This window comes from Klebsiella sp. YJ (assembly GCF_002108615.1).
GTDB lineage: Bacteria > Pseudomonadota > Gammaproteobacteria > Enterobacterales > Enterobacteriaceae > Klebsiella > Klebsiella planticola.
In genome coordinates, this window is record NZ_MTEG01000002.1 from 313,813 (window position 1) to 327,530 (window position 13,718).

Below are 13,718 nucleotides of genomic sequence, written 5' to 3' on the forward strand. Positions count from 1 at the left end.
CTCGGCCGCGGCGGCGGTGCCGAAAATGGCATTACCGCCCTGCCGAACCGATGCGCGCCTCAGTGCGCAGCCGTTGATACTTCATCGGCCGAATAGCGATACCCCTGCGCCGCCATAAATTCCGCGATGGCTTTTTCCGCCGCCGAAAGCACCTCCTCGATCGGCCGATCGGCATCGAGATCCACGATGTCGGCGCCTTCGAACGTCAATAGCGGCGTGACGGCGATCTTCTTCTCCAGCGCCGCTTTGCGGTGATCGGGTTTGCGCGCGCAGGCCACGTCCAGACTGACATTCAGCTTGAGCACCAAATCCGGTTTTTGTCCCGCCATCCATTGAAACGCCGCCCGTTCACGCGCCGCCAGCCAACGGACGAAACGGCTCCCTTCAACGTCGACGGGAAAAACCGTGCCGTCATAAGCGCCAGGGATCTGCGCCTGCGGAAAACGGTCGGTCAACACGATGAACCCTTGCCGACGAAACGCCAGCATGCGGCGAAAACGCAGCAACCGCCGCCCCACGAAAGCGATGATCACCGCCGACGGCAGCAGGCCAATGCGGGATTTTTTCGTTTTGACTTTTTTGGTATTGCTCTCGATAGCCTTGCCCACCGAGCGCCCGAGCAGCGGCAATTTCGCCGCCGCGCGGCCGACGTTGCCCGCCTGCTTGCCCAGATGCACCTGCACCGCCGGGCCATAATGTTTCATATACTCGATCAGATGTTCACAAACGGTGGACTTACCCGATCCGTCGCTGCCGATAACCGCAATCAGCGGCGGAAATTTTGCACTCATAATAAGACTCTCTTTCAATACACCAGAAACGGCGTGCCATATTTGAAGCGAACTATCGCTTATCATTGCCGTGGCGGCCGCGTAAAAAAATTTCCGTAACGCGGTGCCAAAAAGCACAAAATATTAAGCGAAAATTGAAAATCTCTGCTCTTTTTTCGCCGTGAGCCCAGCCGGAAGTTAACATAAAAAGCGAAACCGGCCCACGCACGAACAATTAGCACAAAATAACAAGAACAAACGCCATGAATATCAATTCAAATAACGAAGAAGAATGCCGATCTCATTATTTTATCGCAGCAAAGCACAATAAATATCTTGAACCCAAGGCGTATTGGAATACAATAGTTTTTTTCGCATTGGATCAATTATTGTGAGTCAGCAGATAAGACCTTCATCTGATCGCTCGCCCGTGCGCGTAATAGCGATAACCGGCTGTGACGGCTCGGGAAAATCCACGTTAGCCGCCAGCCTGGTCAACGCGTTATCGGCGCAAGAACCTGCCGAACTGCTGTATCTCGGCCAGTCTTCCGGGCGCATCGGCGAATGGATCAGTTCGCTGCCGATTATTGGCGCGCCCTTCGGGCGTTATTTGCTGAAGAAGTCGGAGCGCGTGCATGAGCGCCCTTCCACGCCGCCGGATAATGCCACGGCGCTGGTGATTTTTTTACTCTCCTATTGGCGCGTTTATAAATTCCGTCGCATGCTGAAGAAAAGCCGCAGCGGCGCATTGCTGATCACCGATCGTTATCCGCAGGCCGAAGTGGCGGGGTTTCGTTTCGATGGCCCGCAACTGGCGAAAACCGCCGGCGGCAATCGCTGGATCCGCTGGCTGAGAAAGCGCGAACAAAACCTCTACCAATGGATGGCGTCTTATCAGCCCTTATTATTAATTCGGCTGGATATTGACGAACAAACGGCCTATTCACGCAAGCCCGATCACTCGCTGGCGGCGTTGCGTGAAAAGATCGCCGTCATCCCGCACCTGACGTTTAACGGCGCTAACATATTGGATTTAGACGGCCGCGAGCCGGCCAACCGTATTTTCGACGCATCGCTGCGCGCCGTTAAAATATCGCTGAGGGCTGCCAATGCCTAGCCGACAAATAACCTTTTCGTACCGAAACAGATGAAAAAAAATAAACTCACCGCCGAGCAGGATACCTCTTCCACCTGCATCACCGGGCTGATTGCCGTGGTGGGCAGCGACGGCACTGGCAAGTCCACGCTGACTGCCGATCTGGTCAAGAACCTGCAGCAACATCGCCCCACGGAGCGGCGCTATTTGGGGCTGATCTCCGGCGAAGACGGCGACAAAATCAAGAAGTTGCCGTTCATCGGCGTCTGGCTGGAACGGCGCCTGGCCGCTAAATCCGATAAAACCCAGCGCATGAGCAACAGGCCGCCGGCGCTGTGGGCAGCGCTGATCATGTACGGCTTTTCGCTGTGGCGCGCATCCAACCTGCGCAAGGTGCGGCGGCTGACGCAGAGCGGCGTGCTGGTGATCAGCGACCGTTACCCGCAGGCGGAAATTTCAGGTTTTTACTACGACGGGCCCGGCATCGGCGTGGAACGCGCAAAAGGCTGGCTAGTAAGTCGCCTGGCGGCGCGCGAACGCCGTTTATATCAACGCATGGCCGTCTATCGGCCGGCGCTGATCATTCGCCTCGATATCGACGTCGATACGGCGTTTTCCCGCAAGCCCGATCACAGCTATGAAGAGCTGGAGGACAAGATTTCCGCCATGGTGCGCCTGCAGTACAACGGCGCGCGCATCATCGAGCTGGACGCCAGAGCCCCTTACGACGAGGTGCTGAGCAACGCGCTCAACGCCATTTCCGCCGTGGTGAACCCCGCGAAGCGCCCACAGAGCGATATCGGGCAACCCGGTGAAAACGCCGGCGAAGAAACTCAGGTTTATTAAACGCATACAGGACAAGCGCATGACTGCGGAACATAAGATGCAGCAAAACAACGATAACGGCTGGTTTGGGCTATGAAACGGTGGTTTTCCGACGGCGCGTTTCGTTCCATTTTACGTAATGCCGCCTACCTGGGCTCCGGCAGCGTCGCCAGCGCGCTGCTCGGCCTGCTGGCGCTCTCCTGCGCCGGTAAAGGCATGTCGCCTGCAATGTTCGGCGTGCTGGTGGTGATCCAGGCCTATACCAAAGCGGTCAGCGATTTCATCAAATTCCAGACCTGGCAGTTTGTGGTGCAATTCGGCACTCCGGCGCTGGAGCATCAAAATACCGGGCGCTTCCGCGACGTCGTCGCCTTCTCCTTCGGCCTGGATATCGCCAGCGGCGTCATCGCCGTGCTGGGCGGCATGATCATGCTGCCGTTCTTGTCTCACGCCCTGGGGCTGGACAGCGAAAGCTTCTGGCTCGCCATGCTGTACTGCACCCTGATCCCATCGATGACCTCGTCCACGCCGACCGGCGTGCTGCGCGCCTTCAACCGCTTCGATCTCATCGCCATCCAGCAGGCGATCAAGCCGTTCCTGCAGGCAGTGGGCAGCGTCATCTCCTATTATTTCGATCTGGGGTTCCCCGGCTTTATCGTCACCTGGTACGCCTCGAACCTGATCGGCGGCACGCTGTTTTGGTGGTTCACCGCGCGCGAACTGCGCCGCCGCGATATCCACGGCGCGCTGAGGCCGCGCCTGTTCAACGTCGCGCGCCGCATCGAGGGCGCCTGGAACTTCGTCTGGACCACCAACATCGCCCATACCATCTGGGCCGCGCGCAACTCCTGCACCACAGTGCTGGTGGGCGTGGTGCTCGGGCCGGCCGCCGCCGGGCTGTTCAAGATCGCCATGACCTTCTTCGATGCGACGGGCACCCCGGCCAAGCTGCTGGAGAAAAGCTTCTATCCCGAGATCATGCGCCTGGATCCGCGCACCAAGACCCCGTGGCTGCTCGGCCTGCGCTCCTCGCTGCTGGCCGGCGGCATCGGCCTGACCGTCGCGGTGTTGATGTTGCTGGTGGGCAAGCCGCTTATTTCCGCGGTCTTCGGGCAGCAATACCTGGAAGCCTATGACCTGATTCAAATCATGCTGGGCGCGATCATCGTCTCCATGATGGGCTTCCCGCAGGAATCCTTACTGTTTATGGCGGGCAAGCAGCGCGCTTTCCTGATCGCGCAGGCGACGGCCTCGGCGGCCTACATTGCGCTGCTGGTGTCGATGGCGTACGCCTTCGGTGTGCAGGGCGCCGCCTTCGCTTATTTACTTGGGCAATGTTTAGACGTTCTGTTATCCCTGATACCGACGATCGGCGCCTACCGCAATCGCTTTATGTTGGGGCTGAATGTGCCCAAAGAGAGTAATCAATGACCGCTAGCAATAATTGGAAAAAGTTCTCCGCCGAAACCACCCAGGCGCTGTTTGTCGCGGTGGAAGAGGACGACCTGGTTGAGGCGAATATCAGCCTGCCGCAGCAGATCGATCTGGAATGCTCCCCCGAAAGCATTCGGGACAACTACGCGCTGTGCCTGCAGTTTTGGGAAGATGGCTTTTCCCGCCGCGAGCTGCTGCAACTGGTGAACGGTTTCCTGCAAGACCCACAGTTGGCGGCGGCCACCCGCATGCGCTACAAATATATCCGCGCCCGCTACAAGCACCTGCGCTTCGCCCAGCAGCTGTACGGCGCCCCCCACCGCGCCAACCGCCTGTTCCACACCACCACCGTGGTGCTCGGCCATTTTCAGGATGCGTTTCGCAACGGCAACCAGAAGAACCTGACGCTGTACGGCAACCTGCTGCGGCTGCTGCTCAGCAAACCGGTGTGGTCTTACGTGCGCTATGCGCTGCGCCACACCCGGCTGGAAAGCGCACAGGGCTTTATCGCCTACCGCCAGGAGCAAATGCGCCAGCTGCAGACGCTGATCGCCAGCCCGGCGCTGACCGGGCACCAGTTCCACAACGTGCGCAAAATCGTCAGCCGCCAGGTGTCGTTTTACGACACGCTGAGATCGATCGACCCCGACAACCGCGAAGCCCGGCAGATCTCGCGCTTCCTGGCGGCGATTAACGGCCTGATGGGCGATCGGCACGACATGATGGTGGCGGACAAGCTGGCCGGCGGCGATATCTACGATCGGCCGGCGATCCTGGATATCGACATTCGCCAGCGCCTGGAGCTGCTGCTGGCGCGCTTTCCGCTGTCGTTTTCCCCGCCGGCCATCGCGGCGGGCAGATAAGCGCGTTGCAAGGAGCCATGATGACGTTGCGTCGCTTGCTGATCTTCACGCTGCTGCTGTCGCCGCTGGCGGCATCCGCGCATAACTTCGTGCATGGCCGGCCGGTGGAGCCGATCGCCATCGACGATCGCGGCGAACTGCTGCTGCGCAACGGCGATTTCAGCTACCGGCCGTGGAACAGCGCAAAACTGGCGGGCAAAGTGCGGGTGATCCAGTACATCGCCGGGCGCACTTCCGCCAAAAAGAAGAACTCGCTGCTGATCAACGCCGTCAAGGACGCGAACCTGCCGGGCGATCGCTTCCAGCCCACCACTATCGTCAACACCGACGACGCGATACCGGGTTCCGGCTTTTTCGTGCGCGGCAAGATCGAGAAAAACAAGCGAAATTACCCCTGGGCGCAGTTCATCGTCGACAGCGACGGGCTGGGGCGCATGGCCTGGCGGCTGCCGGAGGAGAGCTCCACCATCGTGGTGCTGGACCAGGCCGGGCGCGTGCAGTGGGCGAAGGACGGCGCACTCACCCCGCAGGAAGTTGATCAGGTGATCGCCCTGCTGCGCGCGCTGATCGCGCAGGAGACGCCATGAAGCGCACGCCGCCGGGAGCCGATGACGCATGTCTTTGATTGAACGCTATATCACGGTTGAGATCCGCCGCCTGGTGATGATGATCGCCGGTTTTTTGATCTTCATGTTCGCCAGCTACTCCGCCCAGCGCTACCTGACCGACGCCGCCAACGGCACGCTGGCGCTGCGGGTGGTGGCCGACGTGGTGTTCTATAAGTCGCTGATCGCGCTGGAGATGATATTGCCCGTCGCGCTGTATGTCTCGGTGGCGGTGGCGCTGAGCCGGCTGTACAGCGATGCGGAGATCACCGCCATGCTGGCCGCCGGCGCCAGCCCGCTGCGGCTGTACAAGGCGGTGCTGATACTGGCCGTGCCGCTGGCGATAGCAGTCACGCTGCTTTCGCTGTATGGCAGGCCCTGGGCGTACGCCAATATTTATCAGTTGCAGCAAGAGTCGCAGTCGGTGCTGGACGTGAGCCACCTGCAGGCCGACAAATTCAACGTCAGCGGCAACGGCCGCATGATCCTCGCCAATCACGTCGACAAAACGGCCAATCATCTGACGGACGCCCTGATTTATGTGCGCGGCGGCCATCACACCAACCTGTACCGTGCGCAGTCGGTGGAGGTGCTCAACGCCTCTCCCGCCAGCCCCGCCGTGCGGCTGAAAACCGGCACCGCCTACGTGCTGGATCGCAAGGGCACCGACGACAACGGGCAGAACTACGACAACTTTGATATCGCGCTCAAACCGTTCGTGCCCAGCGCCGAGAGCCGGCACAAATCGGCCTCGCCGGCGGAGCTGGCGCGCTCCGCCGATCCGGGTGACGCCGCCGAACTGCAATGGCGCGAGAGCCGCGGGCTGACCACCGTGCTGATGGTGCTGCTGGCGATCCCCTTTAGCCGCATCAAGCCGCGACAGGGGCGCTACGCCGCGCTGCTGCCCCTGACGGTGTTGTTTACCGCGATCTTCTATGGCGGCAACATTTGCCGCACGCTGGTGGCCAACGGCTCTCTGCCGACGATCCCCGGCGTTTGGCTGGTGCCGCTGGCGATGGCTGCTGGCATCGCCCTGCTGCTGGCGCGCGACTTATCCCTGCTGCGGAAACCCTCCCGATGACTATTTTTAGCCGTTACCTGATCCGCAACGTGTTCTTCGGCTTCGCCGCCGCGGCCGGGCTGCTCATCCCGCTGTTCACCACCTTTACGCTGATCAACGAGCTGGAGGACGTGACTCCGGGCGGCTACCGCTGGCAGCAGGCGCTGCTGGTAACCGTGCTGACCCTGCCACGCAGCCTGGCCGATCTGGGGCCGTTTATCGCGCTGCTCGGCGGCATCGTCGGGCTGGGCCAGCTGTCCAAAAGTCTGGAACTGACCGCGATCCGCTCCGCCGGGATGTCGATATTCCGCATCGCGCTGGTGATGCTCACCGCCGGGCTGCTGATGAACCTCTCGCTCGGCGCCCTCGATGAATGGGCCGCTTCGCCTCTGCAGCAACGCGCGCTGCAGATGAAGAACAACGCCTTGGCGCAGTCGAACGATAACGACGTGACCGTGAACCCGCTGTGGGCGCGGCGCGGCAACGAGTTTGTGACGGTCAAAACCGTCGATGAGAACGACCAGCCCCACGGCATTGAGATCTTCCTTTATCAGGCCAACCGCGCGCTGGAATCTTATATCTACGCCGACAGCGCCAGCATCGCCGCCGACGGCAGTTGGCTGCTGCACAACGTGATGCTGAAAAGCTGGCAAGGCAGAAAAGAGACGATTGAGCGGCAAAGCAGCCTGCCGTGGCGCTCGCTGTTCACCGTGCCGAGCCTGAAAGAGCTGACCCTGCCAGCGGGCAGTTTCTCGATCCAACAGCTGGATCGCTATATCGATTACCTGCAAGGGTCGGGGCAGCCCAGCACCGAATACCGCCTGGCGCTGTGGAAAAAACTCGGCCAGCCCCTGCTGGTGCTGGCGATGATTTTGCTGGCCATCCCGTTTACCTTTACCGCCCCGCGCGCCCCCGGCATGGGCAGCCGGCTAGCGCTCGGCGTGATCGTCGGGCTGCTGACCTACATCGCTTACCAGATCGTCCTCAATCTGGGGTTGCTGTTCGCCCTCAACGCGCCCTTCACCGCCCTCGTCCCGCCGCTGCTGATTTTGGCGCTGGCGTTGGCGCTGGTTTATCGGTTTGATCGGCGGGGTTAGGCATTTTCTGAGATTAATAAGGGGGAAGAAGAGAATCGCAATTTCCATTCCAGAGAAAACACCAAGCGCTCACCTGCTCAGCGATTTTTAAGGATGTTAGTTAATGGTAAAGATAGCTGTTTGTATACTGACCTTTAACTCCTCTCGTTTATTACACGAGGTGCTTTCTCCACTCATGGCCATCGCGGATGAGTGGATTGTGGTGGACTCCGGCAGTACGGATAAAACGCTGTCTATTTGCCAAAGCTTTGGAATAAGCCCTATTTACCATCGTTTCGAAACGCATGGACGGCAAATGAACTTTGCGATTTCTCAATCTCACCATGATTGGGTGTTGTGCCTGGACAGCGACGAAATCCTTGATGCCGAAACCATAGCGTCCATTTTAAAATTCAAATCGCAGGAAAGCCCACCGCCACAGCAAGCCTATAGAATAAAAAGGAATTGGTTTGTGCTCGGACAGCCAGTCAGAACGATTTATCCCATCTCCTCACCGGACTACCCCGTTCGACTGTTCAATAGAACGCGGGTCAGGTTCAATGATGCTCCGGTAGATGATGCCGCTGAAGGCTATATTCACACGTCGGTCATTCCCGGCAATGTTAAGCACGATACTTTTTACTCTCTCCATGAAATACTCAACAAGCTCAATAGCTATACGACAAGGGTAGTAAAATACAGAGACATTAGACCCTCGATATTTCGTGGCGTCGTTAGCGCGATTGGCGCTTTTTTCAAATGGTACGTACTGAGCGGCGCATGGAAGGAAGGCAAAGTCGGCGCCGTTACTGGGTTTTATGCCGTGGCATACAGTTTCCTAAAGTATTTTAAATCCTGGTATGGCAAAGATTGATAGCGTTAAGGACAGAAATAGGCACACATCCCCGCCGCTACTGATCCTGGCGCTGGTTTATCGATTTGAGCGGCGGAGCTCCCCCCCGTTACCTTATTCGTACCCCTTATACTTGGGGTGTTAACCAGCCAGACCCGGCATGATTGCTGCCCCAGTCGTCCATGATCCGGGGGGGTGATGTCACCGGGTCTGGCGGGGCGCTGGTAACCGCTAATAGCGCCAGGCTGGGTATGCAGGGAAATCGTCATGGTTTTTTATATGAACGCATCCCGTTTGCAAGGCATCCATTGTTCTGACTTTGACGGGTAGGTTGCAGCTTTATATCCGGCTTTTTGCAGCCATAAAGCTGCGAGCCTCTATGTAATCCGCTGACTCACACCTCATTTTCTCCGCGAGCTTTAAGCTCAAAAAACCATTCAGGTTTAGCGAGTCCCGGTCTTACCTGTCTTTGTCATCACGCTGGCCGCCAGAGCAACCTTTCAGCATTCACCCTTTTTTAAGAGTTAATGTTTATCGATATCAGCGATTAATACGGCCTGATACTGATATGATTCTTGTCGTACTTACGTCCATGGGCGACTATTGCCCATACTGTCCGTGCCAGCTTGTTTGCCATTGCCACAATAGCCACACTGGTCGGACGTCGCTTTTTCAGTTCTGTAATCCATGGGCCCGGTTCTTTCACCAGTAATGAGGCTGCTCGCGCCCCATGAACAAACAGGGTTCTCAGATAAGTGTCACCACGCCTGCTTATACCCAGCAGGCGGACTTTTCCGCCGGAACCGGTCTGTTTGGGGACCAGACCAACGTAAGCAGCAAACTCCCCCCCGGATTTGAACGCAGAATCTTCTCCCATGGTGGCAACGGCTGCCGTGGCGATTAATGTCCCCACTCCGGGGATTTCCATCAGGCGCTTACAGGTTTCATTCTGGCGTGCCACACTGTTAAGCTGTTTTTCAATGCCATCTATCAGCGAGTCCAGTTCATTCAGTCTGTTGTACTGGTCTTCCAGCACCGTGATGAGATACGGCGGCAGCCTCGCCTTCATCCGCTCCAGTGCCACGGGCAGCTCTTTATCCATCGCCGCCCGGCCTTTGTGGAGGGTTTCCCCAAATTCCAGCAACGTTCCGTGCAGGGCATTAATTTGCGCAGTTCTGAACTTCACCAGTTGCTGGCGTGAGCGATGCAGAACCAGTACCGACTGCTGCTCTTCCGTTTTTACGGCTATCGCCTTACCCGGCTGTTGTACCGCCAGCCAGATAGCGCGGGCATCCATCACGTCGTTCTTGTTACCCATGACGAACGCCTTAACAAATCACCCCTGCATCAGCCGAACCTGGTGGCCCAGTTTTTCCAGCTCGCGAGCCCAGTGCTGAGAGCCTCCACATGCCTCCATACCAATCAGGCAGGGTTCCCGGTTACTGAAGAACGTCAAAAAATCCCTGCTGCGTAGCTGCTTATCAACTATTTCACCCGAGTGCTCATTGATGAAGTGAACCTGAATCAAGTGTTTTGCGATATCAACGCCAACCGGTGTATATTTCATGCTGTGGAGCCTCCAGTCTGAGGGAGCTTTATGCATCCCGTATTGGGCACAATGATGCCGGAAATCTGCGAGGCTCCACACTCGCCAGCAGGTCTCCTTCATTCATCATTTCGCTCCGGTTAAATTGGGGGATGCGTTCATTACATTTTCTCCGTCAGTGGTGTGATTTTCGTCTTCGTATCGCCTGACGGTTCGCTTTCCCGGCGTCGTTCCGGCCTGCAAGGGCGCAACATGCATGCCATTTACCCTTATATGTTTCTGGTGGTATAGGATAGAAAATGTTGGATTTGGCAAGGTCCATGCAGCATGTATTTACCCGGGGGCTTTAAGCCCGACCGCAAGCGACCCGCGCATGGGCTGAGCCACTCATGTAAAGCCCGTACAGTTGAATGAATTAAATTCGTATCGTAAGGAGGGGTAATATGGGTCAGCCAGTTCAGCATGTGATTGGTATTGATGTAGCTAAGGTTCTTTAGATATTTCTGGAGCAGGTCCATTGCCTGCATTTACTGTCAACAACGCTCAGCCAGGTTTCGACTTCTTAGTACAAAAACTCGATGAAATTAACGTTTCACTTATACTGATGGAGGCAACAGGTGGTCTGGAGTCCGGAGTAGCATATTACCTTCAGACAAAGGGATACGATGTTGTTGTTATCAACCCTCGCCAGGCACGCGATTTTGCCCGTTCAATGGGATATCTGGCTAAAACTGACAGGATCGATGCCAGCGTTCTAGCACAACTTGCGCAGGTTATTGACCGCAGCCCTGAACGAGCCCGGTTTGTTAAGCCTTTACCAGAAATTACACGTCAGGAACTTACAGCAATAGTTGTTCGACGTCGTCAGTTAAATCAGATGCTGGTTGCTGAACGAAACAGACTTTATCCTTCTCATCCCGGGAGCCGGGAAAGTATTGGTATCATCATTGATGTTCTGGAAAGAGAACTCAAGCGCATCACTCAGCAAATCAATCAATACGTTAAAGCACATTTCCGTCATCAGGCTGACCTGCTTGCCAGCGTGAAAGGTGTGGGTGAGGCGACAATTGCGACTTTACTTGCGGAATTGCCTGAACTTGGCAAACTCTCCCGTCGGGAAATAAGTGCTCTGACGGGAGTAGCTCCCTTCAATCGGGATTCCGGCAAAATGCGAGGTAAGCGAACAACCTTTGGTGGACGAGGTACAGTAAGGGTGACCCTCTACATGGCTGCACTTACAGCGACGCGGTTTAACCCCATTATAAAGGAATTTTATCTGCGTCTGCTTTCCGGAGGTAAAGCTAAAAAGCTGGCACTCGTCGCCTGTACACGTAAATTAATCACAATCCTGAACGCTATCGTAAGGGATAACCAGCAGTGGAACACTTCATTCAACAAACAAAGAGCTTCTCCAATTAATTAGCTGTCCTTATGAAGTATAAAATCAAGCATAAGCTCAATTTGAGCTGCAAGCATGGACCTTCCTGTGTGAATGGAGAGGTTATGCTGTTCTGCCAGCCTGAGAAGAGGTGTTTTCTCCGGGAAAATTACAATGTCACAAACGGTTGTCGTGCTCCCGAGTTTATCTAAAGAGAATGGAATACTTTTGTTTTCCCCCATTCCCACAGATGTAGCATTAATTGCAATATCAACCTGTTCGGGAATGTTGCTACCCGCAGAAATATTAACGTCGGGATACCGGGATGACAGCTTTCTTATCAGTTCAGTTGATTTTTCCATTGTCCGGTTATAGATAATCAATTCTTTAACTTGCCGGGCAGCCATGGCATAAGCAATTGCACAACCGGCACCGCCAGTCCCTGCCAGATAGACCTTTTTGCCTTCGACATTGATATCTCGCGTCAAAAGGCTCAATGCGAAACCTTCACCATCAAGCATATCACCATGTAACATTCCGCTGGTATCTCTCCTGATTACGTTGCACCCACCAGTAGCCCTGGCTACATCACTTACTGAGTCAAGTAGCGTAAGAGTCTGTTTCTTATGGGGCATTGTTATAATGGCCCCACGGAAATTTTGAATGTATCTCAGACCATTGACAGCATTTTGCAGACCACCAGGGTTTACGTGGAAAGGGACCATCAAAGTGTCGGGGATATCTTTTGCTTGGAGAGCAGCATTAATCATGAGCGGAGCGCTGACCTGGGCTATCGGATCACCGATGATGGACAACAATTGTAATTTACCACTAACGATACTGAGTTCATTCATGGCTGATACCCTTGAGAAAATTTAACCAGATCACTGTACATACAATTACATGATGAGCTATTTCATTATCAAGTAAAAGAATGTGCCAACCTCCTCCAGCTTCAGGGAAGACCCTATAACACAGTTGCTTGCGGGACGGGTTGTGTTGGGAAACGATTAACCGGAAGCAGATATGGAGAACGGAAAGCGCACAGGAGAAAAAACCTGCCCCTGCATAGCCGGGCGTAGCGCCCCTTACTCCGCAGTGGTGAAAAGTCGATTTGGTGGTGTTGAGTCGGGGACTGGCACTGACAGGAACTTCATGTAGGTGTTAGCATGTTTTCCTGCCGGACGAGACGATCCTGCTAACCGGGGGCAGTTTGTTCTTAAATTGTCTCGTTCCGGTATCAATCACTACCTGGTCGGGGCTGTCTCCGTATTGAACGCAGCGTAGAGTCTATCCACCACCACCCGGATCCGGGGAGAGAGATTTCTTGAAACAGGCCATAGCGCCGTAACCGGGGCATCATACTCGGGGGTCTTAACAGGTAAAATCCGCAGTTCTCCTTTAGCGATTTCGTCTCCGGCAAGCCACGTTGACAGGAAGGCAATCCCCATCCCCCTGACAGCCGCATCCCGCAATGCCTCCCCGTGGCTGACAATGTGACGGACAGTGGGTTCAAGCTGGAGTATACCGCCATTTTCATCCAGCACTTTCCAGGGCAAGACTCTGCCGTCCCTTGAGAAGCCAAGGCAGCAATGTGAAAGCAGTTCTTCTGCGCTACCAGGCAGGCCGTGACGATGAATGTATGCAGGAGAAGCGCAAATAACAGAACGTTGAGTGGTGATTTTTCGCCCGGCAAGACTGGCTGAGTTACCTGTATCGCTGAGCCGTACAGCAATATCGATATTTTCCTCGATAAGGTCCACCCGGCGATCGGTGAAAGTGATATCCAGTTTAAGTTCCGGGTATTCAGAACACAGTGTAGCAAGGACGGGCATGACACAAATCCGGCCATATGAGACGGGAAGACTGATGCGTAGCGTACCTGAAACCACCTTTTTGCGGGACGCCAGAAGAGATTCTGTTTCATCAAGCTCATCCATAACCCTGAGGCAGCTCCGGTAACTGACCAACCAGTGTCACCTTTTCATCCGTAATCCGTGGGGTATGTTGTGTTCGTCGCAACACGCTGAACGGATGATTATGGCCCTGAGCCGCTGGTGTGCGGAAGTGATGCGTACCTCCGTGACCGATGGCAAACCACTCACCCAGGTTTTTCTTCACATCCAGCACTTCCATTATGTAGTAACCACAACCTGCAGCGATATAACGTCCGCACTCAAAACGCAGTGTCCAGCCAGAGGATAGTAATAAT

12 protein-coding genes and 2 pseudogenes are annotated in these 13,718 nt (G+C 55.6%); 9 read left to right on the forward strand and 5 right to left on the reverse strand.

Annotated elements, in window-relative coordinates; translation table 11 throughout:
* Positions 1 to 59: 59 nt before the first annotated feature.
* A complete protein-coding gene (locus BV390_RS03775) occupies positions 60 to 791 on the reverse strand; it encodes a nucleoside/nucleotide kinase family protein (RefSeq protein WP_085396602.1) in 732 nt (243 codons plus the stop codon).
* Between the two features lie 370 nt (positions 792 to 1,161).
* On the opposite strand from BV390_RS03775, the gene BV390_RS03780 reads away from it, so the two are divergent.
* From BV390_RS03780 to BV390_RS03815, 8 genes are all read left to right on the forward strand, one after another.
* Positions 1,162 to 1,887, forward strand: coding sequence for a nucleoside/nucleotide kinase family protein (locus BV390_RS03780; RefSeq protein WP_085396630.1), 726 nt, complete (start codon positions 1,162 to 1,164; stop codon positions 1,885 to 1,887).
* Positions 1,888 to 1,917: 30 nt separating this feature from the next.
* Entirely contained in the window at positions 1,918 to 2,712 is a 795-nt protein-coding gene (locus BV390_RS03785) for a nucleoside/nucleotide kinase family protein (RefSeq protein ID WP_085396603.1), read from the forward strand.
* A 72-nt stretch (positions 2,713 to 2,784) separates the two neighbouring features.
* On the forward strand, positions 2,785 to 4,122 hold the full coding sequence (locus tag BV390_RS03790) for a lipopolysaccharide biosynthesis protein (protein WP_085396604.1): 1,338 nt from the start codon (positions 2,785 to 2,787) through the stop codon (positions 4,120 to 4,122).
* Positions 4,119 to 4,988, forward strand: coding sequence for a hypothetical protein (locus BV390_RS03795; protein WP_085396605.1), 870 nt, complete (start codon positions 4,119 to 4,121; stop codon positions 4,986 to 4,988). Before BV390_RS03790 ends, BV390_RS03795 begins: the two co-directional genes overlap by 4 nt.
* Before the next feature lie 20 nt (positions 4,989 to 5,008).
* The gene (locus BV390_RS03800) at positions 5,009 to 5,575 is read left to right on the forward strand and encodes a YtfJ family protein (protein WP_085396606.1); all 567 of its coding nucleotides are present in this window, start codon (positions 5,009 to 5,011) and stop codon (positions 5,573 to 5,575) included.
* A 28-nt stretch (positions 5,576 to 5,603) separates the two neighbouring features.
* Positions 5,604 to 6,674, forward strand: a complete 1,071-nt coding sequence (gene lptF / locus BV390_RS03805) for an LPS export ABC transporter permease LptF (protein ID WP_085396607.1) — start codon at positions 5,604 to 5,606, stop codon at positions 6,672 to 6,674.
* Positions 6,671 to 7,750, forward strand: a complete 1,080-nt coding sequence (gene lptG / locus BV390_RS03810; RefSeq protein WP_085396608.1) for an LPS export ABC transporter permease LptG — start codon at positions 6,671 to 6,673, stop codon at positions 7,748 to 7,750. The genes lptF and lptG overlap by 4 nt, the downstream gene beginning before the upstream one ends.
* A gap of 103 nt (positions 7,751 to 7,853) precedes the next feature.
* A complete protein-coding gene (locus BV390_RS03815) occupies positions 7,854 to 8,603 on the forward strand; it encodes a glycosyltransferase family 2 protein (protein ID WP_085396609.1) in 750 nt (249 codons plus the stop codon).
* Between the two features lie 526 nt (positions 8,604 to 9,129).
* Here BV390_RS03815 and BV390_RS03820 read toward each other — a convergent pair.
* Positions 9,130 to 10,149: pseudogene (locus BV390_RS03820) on the reverse strand (IS110 family RNA-guided transposase).
* A gap of 422 nt (positions 10,150 to 10,571) precedes the next feature.
* Between BV390_RS03820 and BV390_RS03825 the strand changes: the two are divergent.
* Positions 10,572 to 11,551 (forward strand): annotated as a pseudogene (locus BV390_RS03825) (IS110 family transposase).
* Here BV390_RS03825 and BV390_RS03830 read toward each other — a convergent pair.
* From BV390_RS03830 to BV390_RS03840, 3 genes are all read right to left on the reverse strand, one after another.
* On the reverse strand, positions 11,548 to 12,360 hold the full coding sequence (locus BV390_RS03830; protein WP_085396610.1) for a shikimate dehydrogenase family protein: 813 nt from the start codon (positions 12,358 to 12,360) through the stop codon (positions 11,548 to 11,550). The pseudogene BV390_RS03825 and the gene BV390_RS03830 overlap by 4 nt on opposite strands.
* Positions 12,361 to 12,753: 393 nt before the next feature.
* Entirely contained in the window at positions 12,754 to 13,446 is a 693-nt protein-coding gene (locus BV390_RS03835) for a LysR substrate-binding domain-containing protein (RefSeq protein ID WP_227517220.1), read from the reverse strand.
* Entirely contained in the window at positions 13,439 to 13,642 is a 204-nt protein-coding gene (locus BV390_RS03840) for a hypothetical protein (RefSeq protein WP_085396611.1), read from the reverse strand. Before BV390_RS03840 ends, BV390_RS03835 begins: the two co-directional genes overlap by 8 nt.
* Positions 13,643 to 13,718: the final 76 nt, after the last annotated feature.

Bases quoted from the DNA above. Each gene is read 5' to 3' on its own strand.
- BV390_RS03840 (WP_085396611.1), bottom strand. From the start codon at position 13,642: ATGGAAGTGCTGGATGTGAAGAAAAACCTGGGTGAGTGGTTTGCCATC.
- lptG (WP_085396608.1), top strand. From the start codon at position 6,671: ATGACTATTTTTAGCCGTTACCTGATCCGCAACGTGTTCTTCGGCTTC.
- BV390_RS03795 (WP_085396605.1), top strand. From the start codon at position 4,119: ATGACCGCTAGCAATAATTGGAAAAAGTTCTCCGCCGAAACCACCCAG.
- BV390_RS03800 (WP_085396606.1), top strand. From the start codon at position 5,009: ATGACGTTGCGTCGCTTGCTGATCTTCACGCTGCTGCTGTCGCCGCTG.
- BV390_RS03815 (WP_085396609.1), top strand. From the start codon at position 7,854: ATGGTAAAGATAGCTGTTTGTATACTGACCTTTAACTCCTCTCGTTTA.
- lptF (WP_085396607.1), top strand. From the start codon at position 5,604: ATGTCTTTGATTGAACGCTATATCACGGTTGAGATCCGCCGCCTGGTG.
- BV390_RS03775 (WP_085396602.1), bottom strand. From the start codon at position 791: ATGAGTGCAAAATTTCCGCCGCTGATTGCGGTTATCGGCAGCGACGGA.
- BV390_RS03835 (WP_227517220.1), bottom strand. From the start codon at position 13,446: ATGGATGAGCTTGATGAAACAGAATCTCTTCTGGCGTCCCGCAAAAAG.
- BV390_RS03785 (WP_085396603.1), top strand. From the start codon at position 1,918: ATGAAAAAAAATAAACTCACCGCCGAGCAGGATACCTCTTCCACCTGC.
- BV390_RS03830 (WP_085396610.1), bottom strand. From the start codon at position 12,360: ATGAATGAACTCAGTATCGTTAGTGGTAAATTACAATTGTTGTCCATC.
- BV390_RS03790 (WP_085396604.1), top strand. From the start codon at position 2,785: ATGAAACGGTGGTTTTCCGACGGCGCGTTTCGTTCCATTTTACGTAAT.